Raw genomic sequence first — 15917 nt, 5'->3', positions numbered from 1 at the left:
CCTCAGACACCGGAGCCCCCCGCGTCGATCTGCCGGACGGCACGGGCGCGCTCCGGCACCCCGTGTTCGAGGTACTCGTGCACCAGGTCGGGGCCTGCCGGCTGCTCGGGCAGCAGCGCGGTCGGGTCGACCCGGCCCTGGAGCAGGTCGGCGGCGCTGATCCCCGGCGGCAGGGCGAGCGAGGTCAGTTCGGCCACCTGTTCCAGTGCTGCGGCCCGGGCCTGTCGGATGGTGGCCAGCAGGATCTCGGAGAGCTCCCTGGGTGCCAGCCGGTGGTAGGCACCGGTGGGGAACTCGATGGCGGTGACGTCGCCTTGGGAACTCACGGTCGCCTTGACGGTCTGCCGGGGGGCGGTGGCGGTGCCCGTGACCTCGTTGATCCTGCGCCGGGTCTCGGCTGCCTCCGCACGCCGGCGCTGGTACAGCGCCAGCAGGTCGTCGATCTCCTGGTCGTACGGAGAGCTCATGTTGTGCCCCTCCTCGGGTCGCCCGGGCCGCCCCTGGCGGAGCGGACGGCCTCATCGGTGTGGTGTCGGTCGCTGTTCGGTGCTGCCGGAGGAGTTCCGGCGCGGTGTCAGGCGAGTGCGTCGGGCCCCTGGGACGCCGGTGCGCCCCAGGCGTTCCGCTCCTGGACGAGCAGGTCGGGGATGCCGGGAGCCGGCTCCGCGGCCTTGGCCTCGGCCCGCTCCTGCGCCGCCAGCCTTGCCGCGTCCTCGTCGGCGAACGCCTGTTCCTGCTCGGGCGTGGCGACTCCGCAGGAGAGCTGGACGGCGCTGGGAGGGGATGTCCCCGCACCGGCTGCGGGGGTGCGGACCGGCTGCCAGGTCGCCCACGCGGGGCCCGGTGGAGTCAGGTCCGTGCCGGCCACCGTGGCCGTGGGGTCGCTCCCTCCGCCCCAGGTGGCCGCTCCCTCCCGTGCCCGGCCCGCGAGAGTGACCTCGGGTTCGTTCTCCGTGGGGGCGGTCCACAGCAGGGGAACGAAGGCCGCCCCGGCCACGTCCCAGTCGGCGCTGGACCCGGCTTCCTCGGTGCCGGCCAGGACCGGCGGGGCGGCCGGCCCGACGGGCAGCGGGGCGCCGTCCGAGCCGACCGTCGGGGCAGGGGCAGGGGCAGGGGCAGGGGCAGGGGACGCCTGCGTGGGCGCGGTCGGGGTGGCAGCCGGTGCCGTGGTGTTCTCCCGGCCCTCGGCGGGCACGACGGCGGCGGACGTGCCGTCGACGCTGCCGAGGTCGTCGAACTCGCCGGTCCAGGGCTCGTTCCAGGAGCTGACCTCGGTGTCGGGCCGGCCGGCTCCTTCGCCGTGCGCGTCCGGGCCACCGCGCTCGGCCGACGCCGTCGGCCCGGTGCCGCGGCCGGTGGCGGAGCCGAGCGCCGTGCCCGGGCCGACCGCCTGCACGATCGTCAGCTCCTCGGCGAGCTGCTCGCCCGGCAGTCCCAGGACCGCACCGCCGGCGGTGGCTCCCAGCGTCGAGCCGACCTCCTCGCCGGCCTCGGGCAACCCTTCCCAGGGCTCACCGTCGGCGTCGATCAGGCCGGAGGCATCGCTGCGGTCGGTGGGCGTCTGCTGCCCCGCGCCGCCGCCGAGCGGCATCATCGGCATGCCCGTGCCGCCCTCGCCGGCGCCTTCCCCCGCAGCGCTGATGCCCTCTCCCGCGCCGGGGCCGGACGAGGACAGCATGGTCGTGCGCGGCGGCGAGAACTCTTCGGGCAGGCCGGACTCGGTGACCGGACCGGTCGGGGTCCGGGAGCCCAGGTCGCCCACACCCGGGAACCGGCTGCCCCGGCCGAACTGCCCCGGGAGGCCGTCGGAGGCCAGGTTCCCGTCGAACGCGGACGGCGAGGACGACGGCAGCTTGAGGCCGCCCAGGCCGAGCCCGCTGCCGAGGGGGTTGAGCAGGTGGTCCAGCCCGCTCAGGTCCAGGTTGCCCAGGCCGGTCCCGCCGGGGAAGGGGGTCACGGTCGCGGGAGGCGGCGTGCTGCCCGTCCCGCCCTTTGAGCCCCCGGTGCCGCCGCCCAGTCCCAGGCCCCCGGGGAAGGACTGTGGCTCGGGCGCGGTCTTGTTGGCGGTCGGCGGTGGGACCGTGGTGAGCTTGGGGCCGCCGCCTGCTCCTCCCCCCGAGCCGTCCGTGTTCGGGCCGTCCTTGCCCGTGTCGTCCGTGTTGGGGCCGTCCTTGTTCGTGGTGTCCGTACCCGGGTCCTTGACCGGCGGGGTGATCGGGGCGGGCGCACGGATGGAGTCGACGGTGACCTGGTACTCGGAGGCCAGGTTCTTGAGCACGGTCCGCATGTCGTCGTTCATCATGGCGACCAGCTCCGGCTTCTGGCTGATCGGGATGAGGCCGTTGGACATCGCATTCACGCCCAGCTTCTGGGCCTCCTGGGCATACCAGAGGTCGATGGCGACGATCTTCTTCTGCGCGTTGTCGAGGGTGATGGCGTTGTCCGCGAGCTGCCGGTAGACCGAGCCGGTGCCCTGTGAGCCGCCGGAGAGCACGTCGGCGGTGGCCGCGACCTGCTTGGAGAAGGTGTCGATCATGGTCACGAACGAGTCCGCCGCGGCGCCCTTCCAGGGGCCGTCGCTGCCGGCCAGCGCCTTGGTCTGGTCGGTGAGGCTCAGCGCGATCCCGGACAGCACGTCGTGTACGTAGAAGAAGTTCTGCGCCGCCTTCTCCAGCGAGGCGGGATCGGCCACCGACTTCGCCTGGTTGCGGTTGGTGACGCTGTCGGGGCCGGCGGCCATCCCGAAGACGGCCGCCTCGATCTGCTTCCAGTCCCAGGAGGAGTAGTCGCTCGCCGAGCCGGGATCCGAGCCGGGGTTGCCGAAGATCGTGCCGTCGTCGCCCTGGGTGAATCCACCGCCGTTGTAGCTCGTCATGGTGAACCGTCCTCCTGTCGTCGCGTTGTTGTCGGGCCTGCGGTGCGAGGCGTCCGCCGTTGCGGCCCGCGGTCACCGGACCGGTCTCTGCCGGGGTCGCAGCGGTGACCGCGAGCCGCGGGGGCGGCAGGTCAGGAACCGCCGCCGGGCTTGGGGACATCGCCGAACATGGTGGTGAAGTCCCCCGGCGCCGAGGCCATGACGGTCTGCAGGTCGGTGGACGTGATCGAGTTGCGGTCCTCGGCCGACTTGTACTTGGTGGCCAGCGTGATGATCCCGTCGTGCAGGTCGCTCAGCCCCTTGCCCAGGTCGCGCAGGACGGCCAGGTACTGGCCCTTCAGGCCGGCGTCCGCGTTGGGGCCGTTGACCGTGGTGCGCATCTTGTTGGCGTCGTAGAAGGCGCCCGGCTCCACCTGGACGTCGTCCAGGCTGGTGATCGCGAAGTTCGTGCCGTCGATCAGCAGGTTCAGGTTGGTCGCGAAGAGCTCCATCGACGGTGTGTCCACGCTCGTGCCGCTGCCGCCGCTCTTGCCCTTCGGGACCGGGGGCGGCTCGAACATCACCGGCCAGGGGGCGTCGGAGTGCCCTGGGTCCACTCCGGTGCCGCCGGTGTAGTGATTCGGTGAGTTGTTGTCCATCTCCATCACGGGCTCGTGCTCGTTTGTCGGGGTCACTCCGGTGCCGCCGGGGTGGTTGTTCGTCGGTGCGTTGCCGCCGTCGTTCTGGTCGGTGGCCATGGTCACTACCCCCAGAGCTGAACGCCCTGGCGTTCACCGTTGGCGTAGTACTCGTTGATGGCGCCGAGCTGCTGGGCGGCTTGGGCGGACTTCGCCGTCATGTCGGCGGCGGCAGCGTGCCACTGCTCCCGGACCACCGCGTAGGTCTGCTGGGCGTCGCTGGTCCACTCCGCGAGGTTGGCCCTCGTCTGTGTCTCCAGCTCGGTGAGCGTCTGGTTGATCCGCTGGGTGATGGCGTTCATCTCGCCGACGATGAAGTCGACCTGTTCCATCTGGACGGTGTACGTGGTCATGCTGATGACTCCTTCTCGGAGGGCTGGATGGTCACAGGGCCGGGGGTCGGCCGACCGGAGGATCGGACGGCGGGATCGCGGCGGTCAGGACGCGAAGCCGGGCAGACCGGTGGCGCCCGAACCCATGCTCTGGGCCAGCTGGTTGGCCAGCTGCTGGGTGTTCTCGTGCGTGTTCGCATAGACGTTGGTGTTCGACGCGAGGTTCTCCAGCATCTGGGTCAGCGCCTGGTTGACCTTCTGGAAGTCGGCCAGCCACTCCTGCATGGCCTGGCTGTAGATCTGGGCCGCCTGACCCGACCAGCTGGCCCGCAGGCCCTCGATCTGGCCGTCCATCTGCACGTACGCGTTGGTGCTCTCGTCCAGGGCGTGCTGGAAGGAACCCTGGGCAGCGGTCATGCCCTGGATTTCTACGGAGGTCGCAGTCATGTGTCGTCCTTCGGTCGGGCGCCGGCCGGTGGACCGGCGGAGGGAGGGGGTGGTGCTGACCAGGTGTCAGCACCGTCGTGATGGGAGATGGCCCGGGGATGGGGTCACGAGTGCACCAGCGGTGCCGAATCCGCGGTCCGAGGTGCGGCTCGGGGTGCGGCCGGCTCGGGGACGGCGGGATCGGGCGACAGGTCCTCGACGGTGACGAGGCGGGTGCGAGCCGATCGGGCGAGGTCCTGCGCCAGCCGGTGGATCTCGTGCGCGCCGCCGCACGGTGGCTGCTCGGTGAACCGGTCCACCAGGGCCGCAACCGCCGGTCCGTCCAACCGGAACCCGACCAGTGCGAGTTGACGACGCGTCAAATCCATTGCCTGCTCCGCGGTGTACGCGGGCAGCTCGACGAACTCCGCGAACGCCGCGGCCAGGTCGGTGCGTTCTCGCAGCAGGTCCATCAGTTGCGGTGAACTGCCGCTCAAGGCGAGGACTGTGGCGTGCTCGGTGCCCTGCGGCGCGCCGGCCAGCTCGGTCAGCGCGTTCAGGACGGCGGTCCGCTCGGCGGTCGGCCGGTGGCCGAAGGCCGGGTCCAGGTCCAGCAGGAGCAGCCCGCCGGCCGCCTCGGTCAGGGCGGCGGCCAGCCCGAACCGGGGTTGCTCCGTCCAGCGGGCGGGCACCGTGGAGAGGGCCAGGCGGTGTGTCACGCCCGTGGGCAGCAGGCCGAGTTCGGCCAGCCGTCGCCCGTACAGCGCGGCCAGCGCCCGCCGTCCGCTGCCGGGCGGACCCTGCAGGACGACGTTCGCCAGGCCGGCGGTCGGCTTGCCGGACCGCTGCAGCCGGGCCAGGCCGGCCAGCCGCAGATTCAGCTTCTCCCGGGGGGTGTCCAGGCCGGTCATGGCGGCCAGCGCGCGCAGCGCGGGGGTGTCGGCGGGCCGGGTCTGCCCAGGTTCGTCCGTGGCGTTGCCGACGGCCTGCTCGCCGGGGACGGTGAGCACGTCGGGGCCGGTCAGCAGGCTCAGTTCGTCGTCGCGGTGCGGTTGGGCGGCGAGCCGGGAGGCCTGCTTGCTGATCATCTCCTCGAAGATCTGCCGGGCGACCCGTCCGTTGCCGAAGGTGGCGCCCTTCGGCACCTCCTCGAAGTAGCGGTTCAGCGCCGCCAGCGCGCCCTCGTCCAGCTCGTAGTAGTGCTTGGCGCACAGGCCGCGCACGATGGTGACCAGTTCGGCCGGGCTGTAGTTGGGGAACTCCACGGAGCGGGTGAACCGGGAGGCCATGCCGGGGTTGGAGGCCAGGAACTGGTCCATCTGCGCGGAGTAGCCGGCCACGATGACCACGATCTCGTCCCGGTGGTCCTCCATCAGCTTCATCAGGGACTCGACCGCCTCCTGGCCGAAGTCCGGTCCGCTGCCCCCGGACTGGTTGGTCAGCGTGTAGGCCTCGTCGATGAAGAGCACGCCGCCGAGCGCCTTGCGGAACACCTCGGTGGTCTTGATGGCCGTGCCGCCGATGATCTGGGCGACCAGGTCGGCCCGGGCGACCTCGACGATGTGGCCCTTGCTGAGGATGCCCAGCTCGGCCAGCACCGCGCCGTACAGGCGGGCCACCGTGGTCTTTCCGGTCCCGGGCGGCCCGGCGAAGACCAGATGGCGGCTCATCGGGGGCATCGGCAGCCCCATCTCCTGGCGTCGCTGGGCCATCTTGTTCAGGTCGATCAGGCCGGTGACCTGGTGCTTGACGCTCTCCAGCCCGACCAGCGACTCCAGTTCGGCCAGCGGGCCGGTGCCCGTGGGGCGTCCGGGGGAACCGCTCGCGGTCGTCGGCGCGTCCGGTGCCCGCTCGCCGCCGGACTGCGACCCGGTACCGGCCGCGTCCGCGGGCCGGCCGCCGTCGGGGCGGCCCGGATCGGCGGGTGGCCGGTGGCCGGCGCCCAGCCGGTGCACGGAACCGCCGCCGTTGTCGCGGATCTCGCAGTCGTGGACCCGCACCGCCTCCTCGGTGGTGCAGCGCACGCCGTCGCCGACGTTGTCGAAGACGGCGCAGTTGTCCAGCTCCGCCCGGGCGGAGGCCTGCACGTTCAGTCCGTGGCCACGGGCCCCGTTGATCCGGCAGCCGACCGCCAGGACCGACCCGCCACCGGCCAGCCGGATCCCGTCGGCGCCGGAGTCCGAGAACTCGCTGTCCGTGGCGATGAGTTCGGAGTCCGTGTCGATCAGGACCGGGCCGCCCCGCAGGACCGAGGCGGTCAGCTCGGCGCGCGCGGCGCCGGCCAGGGTCAGGGCGGTGCCGCCGGTTGAGCGCAGCCGCAGATCGGACAGCCGAGCCTGCGCACGGTCGCCCAGTTCCAGTCCCACGCCACCGTCCAGCGACAGGTCCGCCTCCTGCACCGTCAGGCCGCCCTGTCCGGTCACCCGGACGGCCACGGCGGCCCCGCCGATCGTCAGACCGGCGCAGTCCGCCGTGCTCCCCGCCTCCACCAGCAGGCCCAGCGGGCTGCCGGTGATCCGGCAGTTCTCCAGACGGGCGCGGGAGCCCGCGGTGACCTGCACCCCGCCGGTCGCAGCGGAGTCGATCACGCAGTCGCGCAGCAGAGGGGTGGCGCCCTCGCTGATGTGCACCGCCTGGCCGCCCGAGCCGGTGAACGAGCACTCGGCCAGCACGATCGAGGCGGCACTGGTCAGGTAGGCGTCCAGGGCGGCGCTCGCCGTGACGGTGACCTTGCGCAGCTCGGCCCGGCCGTTCTGCTCCACGGCCACCGCCGGCTTGCCGCTCCCGTGGATCCGGCTGGCCTCCATCAGGACGGCGCCGTTGCCGTTGACGCAGATCCCGTTGCCGCGCGGCCGGTCGACGCCACAGTCCCGCACGATCAGCCGCCCGTGCTCGGCGACCACCACGGCCGAGGAGCCCACCTCGGTGATCGCGCAGCGCTCCACCACGTTGCCACCGCCGGAGGTGACCACGATGCCGGCGCCCTGGGTGTTGGCAACCTGGCAGTCGCGCAGCGCCAGCATGCCGTCCTGCCACGCCAGTACGGCCGCCCAGGCTCCGCCGGAGATCTGGCAGTCGTCCAGGGCGGCCTGCCCGCGCCGTACGTCCAGCACCGGCGCCTGCGGGTCGGTGCCCGACAGCTGGAGGCCCGTCAGCTGCACGGCCTCCGCGTCCAGGACCACCGTGCTGCCGGTGGAGGCGTGGATGCTCACGGTCCCGGTGGCGCCCTCGGCGGCGAGCGTCACCGGCCGGGTGACGGTCAGTGTCTCCTCGTAGCGGCCGGGCGCCACCGTGATCAGCGCTCCCTCGGCGGCGTCGGCCAGGGCGGCGGCGATGGATCGGTGGGCGCCCGGACGGTCCGCGGACACCACGAGGACTTGCCGGCTCACAGTGTCGCTCCTTCGGCGGGCACGGGGGTGTTCCGCGCGGCTGCGGGCGTGCTCCCCGCGACGCGCGTCCGCGAGCGGGAGGCGAGGGTGATCAGTCCGGGCGGTGCGCCGAGCGGGGTACCCGCGGGCGCCGTGCCGGGCTTCCCCGCCGCCGCAGCCGCGGCGGCCGCCTCCTGGGCCCAGGCCAGCACCCGGAGGGCCTGGTCGAGGCCGTCCAGGGCGATCTCGTCGAGCGGCAGGCGCGGTGCGTCGGCGCGGCCGTCCTGCGTCCGCTCGTCGGCCAGCACCTCGCGCAGCAGGACGGGGGCGTCGGCCTCGGAGCCCGCCCGCAGCACCTTGAACGCGGTGCCGGGCGCGAAGATCACGCGATCGGGCGAGCCGGGATCCAGCAGGCTGGTGCGGCGGGCGGTCATCGACCAGATCAGGAAGTCGGTGCCGTCCTCGGTCCCGGCGTGCGCGGCGGCCTGCGCGGTACAGAATGCCCACTCGGTGGTCGTGTGCCCGGTGCGGTACCAGTCGCGCTCCGCGTGGCTGACCCGCGACCGCAGCAGCGCGGCCCCGCGGTAGGAGGGCAGCCGGCGCAGTCCGGAGGCCACACAGCGGGCCAACGGGACGTGCGGTCCCACAGTGGCCTGCCGCACGGCGTCGTCCACCGCGGCGCTGTCGCCCCCGAGGTACAGGCGCACCGCCACCAGGTCCGTCAGGGCGTCACCCTCCATGGCCCGCGAGCTGCCGCGCAGCCCGGGGGCCTGAGACAGCACCCGGGAGACGATGCCGGCCGTCGCGTGGTACTGGGCGCCGTACGTGCGCCGTACCCAGTCGCGCTCGCGCGCGATCCCGCGTTGTGGCGGGACGGCGCAGGCCGCCTTGGCCGGCACCGGCTGCACGAGGACGGCGGGGGCGACGGTGGCCGCGGTGACGGATTCCGGTTCCGGTGCGCCGGCCAGGGCGGGGCTGGGCCGGGTGGCTTCGGGCACGGGGCCTTCGGGCGCGCCGGACTCCAGCTGGATCCCGCCCATGAGCGGCGACCGGAGCAGCTGCACCACCGGCTGGGCCGCGGGCGGCCCGGCCCCGACGCCGCCCGCGGACGGCGGCGGGGGCAGCGGCGACGGCGAGGGTTCGAGGGCGGCGAGCACTGCGGCCTCGCCCGGTCGCTCGGGCCCGGGCCGTGGACCGTCGGGTGGCGTGGACGGCGCGGGCAGTGGCTGTGGCGTCATCGGCCGGCCTCCCGGACGGTGTCGGCGGCTGTGCGGGGGTCCAGCAACGGACCGTGCGTCAGCGCGCCGAGGATGCTCTCCGGCACGGCCGTCCGGCCACCGCCGCCCAGACCCAGGGCTGCGGCGGTGCTGCCGTCGGCCAGCGGGTAGGCGATCCCCTGATCGGTGATCAGGAAGGTCTGTGCGGTGGCGTTCGGCCGGGCGAGCTGGTCCAGGTCGACGGCCAGGAGGCCGGCGTCCGGCGGGATGAGCAGGGTCCGGCCGCTGGTGGCGGCGGGACCCCGCTCGACGACCAACTGGCTGGTCAGCTTGGCCCCGTGGGCCTGCTGGCGCAGGCAGACCGCCTGGCCGGCCTGGTCCATGGCGTGCGTGCCGAGCACGTCGGGCAGGGTGGTGAGCAGGGACTGGTCGTGGGAGATCGGGGCGCCGGCGATGTCGGTCGCGCTGACCCGCAGCACGGCCGGAGCGCCGGGCCGGGCGGCCAGCAGGGCCGCCTCGGTGGCGCTGGCCGTGGCGATGCCCTTGCCGGTCATCACGTAGTGGTGGTCCGTGCCGGTCGCCGCCGCACCCCCGTGCGCGGTGCTCCCGCTCGCGGGGGTCTCGAAGAGCTGGCCGACCGTCACCCGTCGCCCGCCCACCTGCCCGGCCGCCCGTCCGCTGCCGGCGATCCCGGCGGGAGCCAGCGTGACGCCGGTGGGGAGCGCGGCGAGCCAGGTCGGCAGGGCGGAGAGCGGGTGGCCGCCGTCCAGGCCCAGCGCGATCAGCGCGGCGTCGTCGGGCAGCGGGTACTTGACGCCGCGCCACAGCACGAAGCGCTGTCCGTGGGGCCCCGCCACCAGGATGCGCCGGTCGGCGGGGACCGGGGAGGTCTGCCCGGCCGGGTCGAGGTCGAGCAGTTGGCCACCGGCCAGGTCCGGACGCAGGCACCAGGTCCACGGGCCCGGCAGCAGCGCCGCGGGCGCGGGCAGGGAGTCGGGTGCGCCGTTGATGCCGACCGGGGCACCGTGCGGGGTGCCGGCGAGCGACTTCGCGGAGACGGAACGGACCGCGGCGCCCTGCCCGGCCAGCAGCAGGGCCGAGGCGTAGTTGCGCACCGGGCGCAGCGTGCCGCCCAGGAAGAGATAGCGGTTGCCGGTCTGCTGCTCCACCACGATGGACCCCGGTTTGCGCCAGCTGGTGTCCGCGGCCGGGGACAGCAGTCCGAAGGCGGCGGATCCCGCGCAGAGGAGCAGCACGACGCCGGCTCCGAAGAAGGTGCCGAGCGAGGCCCGCCTCGTAGGACTGTCGCCCCGGCCCGTATCACCGCTGACCAGGGCGGTGGCCAGCCGGCCGATGGCGAACCGGTGGGCGTGCAGGTGGTCGCGTCGCGTCTGCATCTGCCGCCGCCCCTCAGCCGGCCAGCGCGCGGATGTGGGCGTACACGTCCAGGAACTGGAGCAGCAGCGGGAGCAGGGCGATCGCCGCGATCATCTCCAGCACGTCCCCGCTGTGCCCCCAGACCGGCAGCAGGCGCCCCGACATCCGGGGGGCCCACACCGTCAGCAGTACGGTCGCGGTCAGCAGCACGGCCAGCACCAGCGCCCGGTCGCCGGTCCCTCCCGCACCGGCGCGCACCAGCAGCACGGCCAGGCCGAGGACGCCGGAGACCACCATCGGCCCGCGCTGCAGGGTGCCGGTGAGCCCGCGCGAGCGCAGCAGCACCGCGCCGGTGAACACCAGGGGCAGCGTCCAGCCGACCCAGCCCCCCGCGTGCGCCAGGGCCAGGAACGCCGACGCGTACACCACGCAGGAGGCCAGGCCCAGGACGTTCAGGTAGTCGTTGGCCGCCGTGACGCGCTGTTCGATCCGCTCCTGCGGTTCGGGGGCGATGCCCTGCTGGAGCTCTTCGGCGTTGTGCGGCAGCAGCGGGGCCTGCACGCGGGCCAGTCGCAGCGCCAGTCGCGGTCCCACGTGTCCCAGGACGAACAGCGCGACCGCGACCACCGCGACCGCCTGATCGGTGCGCCAGTGGAAGGCGTGCACCAGCCCTGCCCCGGAGGCCGCCGCCAGCGCGGTGAGCAGGGCGGTGCCGGGCACGACCGGCGGCAGCGGCCGCAGGGTCAGCAGGACGGCGGCGACCACCGCCACACCCCCGGCGGCGACCAGGACCGCCCCCGGCCCGGAGGTGAAGCCGCCGTGCGGTCCGCTCCGCAGGGCCAGCCCCTCCAGCGCGCCGTGGGCCAGCGCGCCCAGCGCGGCGATCAGCACGGCGCCGCGGTCCCCGTCGGGCCGCGAGGCCACCACGCAGGCGGTCACCAGCAGCACGGCGGTGATCACCCCGGCGCACTTGGCGGAGAACGGTCCGGGGTCGCTGCTCAGCAGGGAGGCGCTCAGTGCGGCCAGTACCAGGACGGCCAGCGCCAGCGCCAGGCGGCGGCTGGTCGAAGGCTGCCACCGGTCGGGCCGCGCCCTGACCACGTGCGCCACGCCGTCGGCGACGTCGTCGAAGTGCAGGGCGGGCAGGGCCGCGTCGGCGGGCCGCAGGTGCAGTTGGTCGCCGTGCCGCAGCCCCAGGCTCTCGGGCGTGCCGTCCGGGTCCAGTGGTTCCTCGCCCAGCCGCTGGAGCACCAGGGGGGTGCCGCGCTCCTGCGGCGACTGCGGGAGGTGGCGCAACAGGGCCGGCAGCAAGTCACCGACGGACGTGGTGAGCGGGACCGAGACGTCACAGCGGCCGCCCGGGTGGACGATCGTGAGTCGGCAGACCTCGCTGGACGAGGGGGACACCGCGGGCGCGGCGGTCGACATGGTGCTCCTCTGATGCACGGCGGGAGTGTGGGCGGGCGCGGTCGTCATGAGGGCGTCACCAGCCCGGTCTGGACGAGCCGCACGGACCGGCGGGTGACGAACTGGGCCCGGCCGGCGGGCAGGGTGCGGGGCTTGGCCTCGCCGAGGAACTTGCCCTCCTCCTTGGGGTAGGAGAAGAGCAGGGCCGGGTTGCCCAGCTCCCACATGCGCCGCAGCATCGGATCCATCATGGCCCGCATCGCCCCGGAGGTGCTGCGGGAGACCACCAGGTGCAGGCCGATGTGCTGGCCCTGGGCCAGCAGCGGGACCAGCGGTGCCATGGGCGAGGGCACACCGGCGGCTCCGCAGACCAGGTCGTAGTCGTCGACGATGACGAACAGCCTCGGGCCCTGCCACCAGTCGCGCCGGGCGAGTTGCTCGGGGCTGACGTCCGGGCCCGGCACCCGCTTGCCGACCGAGACGGCCGCGTTGGCAGCGAGCTCGGCGAGCGCGTCGCGGTCCACGACGTAGCCGACCCGGTACGCCTCGGGCACCGAGGCGAGCAGGCCACGACCGGGGTCGGCGACCATGATCCGGGCCTGGTCGGGGGTGTAGCGGGAGGTGATGGCACGGATCACCAGGCGCAGCGTGTTGGTCTTGCCGCTCTCGCCGTCTCCCATCACCATCAGGTGCGCACTGGTGGCGAAGTCGTGCCAGGACGGTTCGAGGCGCTGCTCGTCCCAGCCCAGACAGACCCGCAGATCGCCGTCGGCCGCAGGGAGTTGGTCGACCGGCAGCCGGGTGGGCAGCAGGCGCACGCCGGGGGCGGCACGCCCGGTCCAGAAGGCGTCGACCTCCGCCACGGCAGCCTTGGTGGCCGTGGTCAGGTCGTCGGTGGCGCCGGAGTCGTCCAGTCGCGGCAGCGCGGCCAGGAAGTGGTGGCCGACCGCCGTCAGGCCGCGGCCTGCCTGGTGCGGCACGGTGGCCGCGATCCGCGAGCCGATCTCGGACTCGGTGGCATCACCGAGCCGCAGCTCAAGCTTGGTGCCGAGCAGGTCGCGCAGGCGGGGGCGGATCTCCGACCAGCGCACCGCCGAGGCGATCACGTGCAGCCCGAACGAGAGGCCCCGGGAGGTGAGTTCGATGACCTTCGGCTCCAGATCCTCGTAGTCCTGGCGCAGCGTGGACCAGCCGTCCACCACCAGGAAGACGTCCCCGTACGGGTCGTCGATCGTGCCGGCGGCGCGCAGCGCGCGGTAGGCCGCCATCGACTCCAGGCCGCGCGAGGTGAACTCCGCCTCGCGCCGTTCCAGCAGCTGGGTCAGCTCCGCGATCGTGCGCAGTACCCGGTCGCGCTCCAGGCGGGTGGCCACCGACCCGACGTGCGGCAGGCCCGCGGTGGAGACGAGCCCGCCGCCGCCGAAGTCCAGGCAGTAGAACTGGACTTCCTGCGGGGTGTGGGTCAGGGCCAGCGAGAGGATCAGGGTGCGCAGGGTCGTGGACTTGCCGGTCTGCGGGGCACCCACCAGGCCGACGTGGCCGTCGGCTCCCGACAGGTCGGCCACCAGCATCTCGCGCAGCTGCTCGAAGGGCCGGTCCACCAGGCCCAGCGGGACGCGCAGCGCGCCGAGCCAGGGATGGTCCGCCGCGCTCATCCCGCGCACCGGGTCCGGCACGATCCCCGGGAGCAACTGGTCCAGGCTGGGGGAGGAGGTCAGCGGCGGCAGCCAGACCTGCCGGGCCGGCGGCCCGCTCTGCGCCAGCCGGTCCACCAGCACCTCCAGCAGGCTCGCCGTGCTCTCCGCGCCCGGCTCGCCACCGGGCGCCGGACCGGCCGGCTCCTGAAGCCGGGCCGGGTGCAGCGACTGCTCGGCCAGCGCCCGGGCCGCCAACTCCGATCGCAGCGGGCCCTGCTGGGCCAGCCCGAAGAGCGTCAGCTCCGCTGCCGGGGTGTCCGGCAGCGCCGAGCCGGCGCCCGCGGCGGCCGGTTCGGGAGCCGGACCGGAGACGTAGGCCGCCTTGAACCGGGCCAGGTTGGTGGTGTCGATCTTGAGGAAGCCGTTGCCGGGGGCGGAGGGGAGCTCGTAGGCACTGGAGACGCCGATCACGCTGCGTGACTCCATCGCGGAGAAGGTCCGCAGCGCGATGCGGTAGGAGAGATGGCCTTCCACCTTGTGGATCCGGCTCTCGTCCAGTCGCTGGGAGGCGAGCAGCAGGTGGACGCCCAGACTGCGCCCGAGGCGGCCGATCGACACGAAGAGGTCGACGAACTCCGGCTTGCTGGCCAGGAGTTCGGAGAACTCGTCGACGATGACCAGCAGTGAGGGCAGCGGGGCGAGGCCTGCGCCGGCGCCCCGGGCCTTCTCGTATTCGAAGAGCGAGGAGTGGCCGGACTCGCGCAGCAGCTCCTGACGGCGGATCATCTCGCCGTTGATGGCGTCGCGCATCCGGTCGACCAGGTGGATCTCGTCGGCCAGGTTGGTGATCACCGCGGAGGTGTGCGGCAGCCGGTCCATGTTCAGGAAGGTCGCGCCGCCCTTGAAGTCCACCAGGACCAGGTTGAGCACCTCGGAGGAGTGGGTGGCCACCAGGCCCATCACCAGGGTGCGCAGCAGCTCGCTCTTGCCCGATCCGGTCGCGCCGATCAGCAGGCCGTGCGGTCCCATGCCGCCCTGGGCGGACTCCTTGAGGTCCAGCTGCACGACCTCGCCGTCCTCGGTCACCCCCAGCGGCACCTGCAGGCGGGCCGCCTGCTGCTGCCGTGGCCGCCAGGTGGCCGCGACGTCGAAGGTCCGCGGGTCGCGGATGCCGAGCAGGGTGACCAGGTCAAGGTCCGACTCCAGCGGGCGCTCGGCCAGGTCCACGGTGCTGCTGGTGCGCAGCGGTGCCAGGGCGCGGGCCAGGCGTTCGGCGCCGACGGTGCTGAGGGTGTCGGCGTTCGCCGTCACCAGCTCGTCCCCGGAGGGGAACTCCACCTGGTCCTCGGTGACGTTCAGTCGCAGCACCTTGGGGCCACCGGCCATCGAGCCCGTCGCGTCGAGCAGGACCACGTTGCGCAGGCCGCCCGCCAGCAACCGCGAGGTGGCGGGGATCCGCACCCCCTGGGCCACGATCACCACGAAGGGTTCCGCGACGCTCGGCGACGCCGCCGGGTCGTGGTCGGGGCGGTCGCGCACCTCAGAGCCCAGCAGGTCCATCAGCGCGTCGAGGCTGTCGGCGGCCAGTCGCACCGGCCCGGCCGCGTCCTCCTCGCCGGGATGGGTGTTGTGCGGCAGCCACTTCAGCCAGTCCCACCCGGCCTGCGCCGCGGCGCTGCCCAGCAGGGCGATGCGCAGTTCGTCCGGGGAGTGGAAAAGGGCCAACTGTCCGATCATGGCGCGTACCAGGGACGACGCCGGCTCAGTCGCACCGGCGAACTCCACGCTGGTGAAGCGCCTGAGGGCGACCGGGACAGGGAGCTGGGGGATCGTCTGGTGCGCCTCGGTGAAGCGGCGCAGGGACACCGCCGACAGCGGCTCCAGGTCCTCCACCGGTTTCGTCTGCGGTGGCAGGAACTCCAGCGTCGCCCGCCGCAGGCCCAGCGCGATCCGGATCCGTGCGAAGTCCTCGTGGCTGGGGCGGCGTTCCCACAGGCCGGTGCCGTGGGCGAGCGCCTCCAGGTGCCGTGGGTCCGGGTTGTCCCAGAGCAGGGCCGCGCGCTGCTCGGTCGCCGCCTGCCGGGCCTGGCCCCGCTTCTGCGTCAGGTACCGCAGGTAGTCCCGGCGTTCCGCCCGCAGCCTGCGCCGCCGCTCGCCGCCCGCGCGGCCGATCTGGGTCAGCGTCATGCTGACCATCGCGACGCCCATCATGCCGGACATCAGGTAGGTGCTCTGGCCGGAGCCGTGGATCGAGAACATCAGCACCATGGCCCCGGTGCCCAGGCCCATCGGCAGGTACATCAGCGCCGAGCCGAAGTCCGCGACGGCCGGCTCGCCGAGCACCGGGGGCTCGGCCAGTTCGATCTGCCCCTCGGGCAGAGCGGGGCCCTCGGCGCGCGGCGAGCGCTTGACCAGGACGGTACTCACTCCCGTTTCCCTCCGTGCTTGGGCATGCCGTACTCCAGCGACTGCAGAGACATCAGGGGCTGTCCAACCGGGTTCTTGGACGGGAGCTGTCGGGGGGGGGGGGGGGGGGGGGGGGGGGGGGGGGGGGGGGGGGGGGGGGGGTGGTGGGGCGGCTGTATGGGGAGAGGGGGTGGA

Annotated in this window: 10 protein-coding genes; all 10 read right to left on the bottom strand. The window is 73.7% G+C overall.

The genetic code is table 11. The features are described 5' to 3' along the window. Positions 1-2: 2 nt before the first annotated feature. Positions 3-467, bottom strand: a complete 465-nt coding sequence (locus tag ACZ6KY_RS33410; protein WP_469314000.1) for a YbaB/EbfC family nucleoid-associated protein — start codon at positions 465-467, stop codon at positions 3-5. A 107-nt stretch (positions 468-574) separates the two neighbouring features. After that, positions 575-2875 carry a WXG100 family type VII secretion target gene (locus tag ACZ6KY_RS33405; protein ID WP_469313999.1) on the bottom strand — a complete coding sequence of 767 codons (2301 nt, stop codon included), beginning with the start codon at positions 2873-2875 and terminating at the stop codon, positions 575-577. A gap of 131 nt (positions 2876-3006) precedes the next feature. Continuing rightward, entirely contained in the window at positions 3007-3612 is a 606-nt protein-coding gene (locus ACZ6KY_RS33400; RefSeq protein ID WP_469313998.1) for a hypothetical protein, read from the bottom strand. Positions 3613-3617: 5 nt separating this feature from the next. After that, positions 3618-3905: a WXG100 family type VII secretion target gene (locus ACZ6KY_RS33395; protein ID WP_469313997.1), complete on the bottom strand. Its 288-nt coding sequence runs from the start codon at positions 3903-3905 to the stop codon at positions 3618-3620. 84 nt (positions 3906-3989) lie between these two features. Then, a complete protein-coding gene (locus ACZ6KY_RS33390) occupies positions 3990-4331 on the bottom strand; it encodes a WXG100 family type VII secretion target (protein ID WP_469313996.1) in 342 nt (113 codons plus the stop codon). A gap of 104 nt (positions 4332-4435) precedes the next feature. After that, positions 4436-7699 carry a right-handed parallel beta-helix repeat-containing protein gene (locus ACZ6KY_RS33385; protein ID WP_469313995.1) on the bottom strand — a complete coding sequence of 1088 codons (3264 nt, stop codon included), beginning with the start codon at positions 7697-7699 and terminating at the stop codon, positions 4436-4438. Next, positions 7696-8916 (bottom strand): hypothetical protein, encoded by a 1221-nt coding sequence (locus ACZ6KY_RS33380; RefSeq protein WP_469313994.1) that lies wholly within the window; start codon positions 8914-8916, stop codon positions 7696-7698. Before ACZ6KY_RS33380 ends, ACZ6KY_RS33385 begins: the two co-directional genes overlap by 4 nt. Beyond that, complete coding sequence (gene eccB / locus ACZ6KY_RS33375) at positions 8913-10292, bottom strand: type VII secretion protein EccB (RefSeq protein ID WP_469313993.1); 1380 nt, start codon at positions 10290-10292, stop codon at positions 8913-8915. The genes ACZ6KY_RS33380 and eccB overlap by 4 nt, the downstream gene beginning before the upstream one ends. Positions 10293-10305: 13 nt before the next feature. Further along, positions 10306-11718, bottom strand: a complete 1413-nt coding sequence (gene eccD, locus ACZ6KY_RS33370) for a type VII secretion integral membrane protein EccD (protein ID WP_469313992.1) — start codon at positions 11716-11718, stop codon at positions 10306-10308. A gap of 26 nt (positions 11719-11744) precedes the next feature. Then, the gene (gene eccCa / locus ACZ6KY_RS33365; RefSeq protein ID WP_469313991.1) at positions 11745-15743 is read right to left on the bottom strand and encodes a type VII secretion protein EccCa; all 3999 of its coding nucleotides are present in this window, start codon (positions 15741-15743) and stop codon (positions 11745-11747) included. Positions 15744-15917 lie beyond the last annotated feature (174 nt).

Source organism: Streptomyces sp. NPDC042002, assembly GCF_055588305.1.
This window is presented reverse-complemented; position numbering and strand designations above follow the sequence as displayed.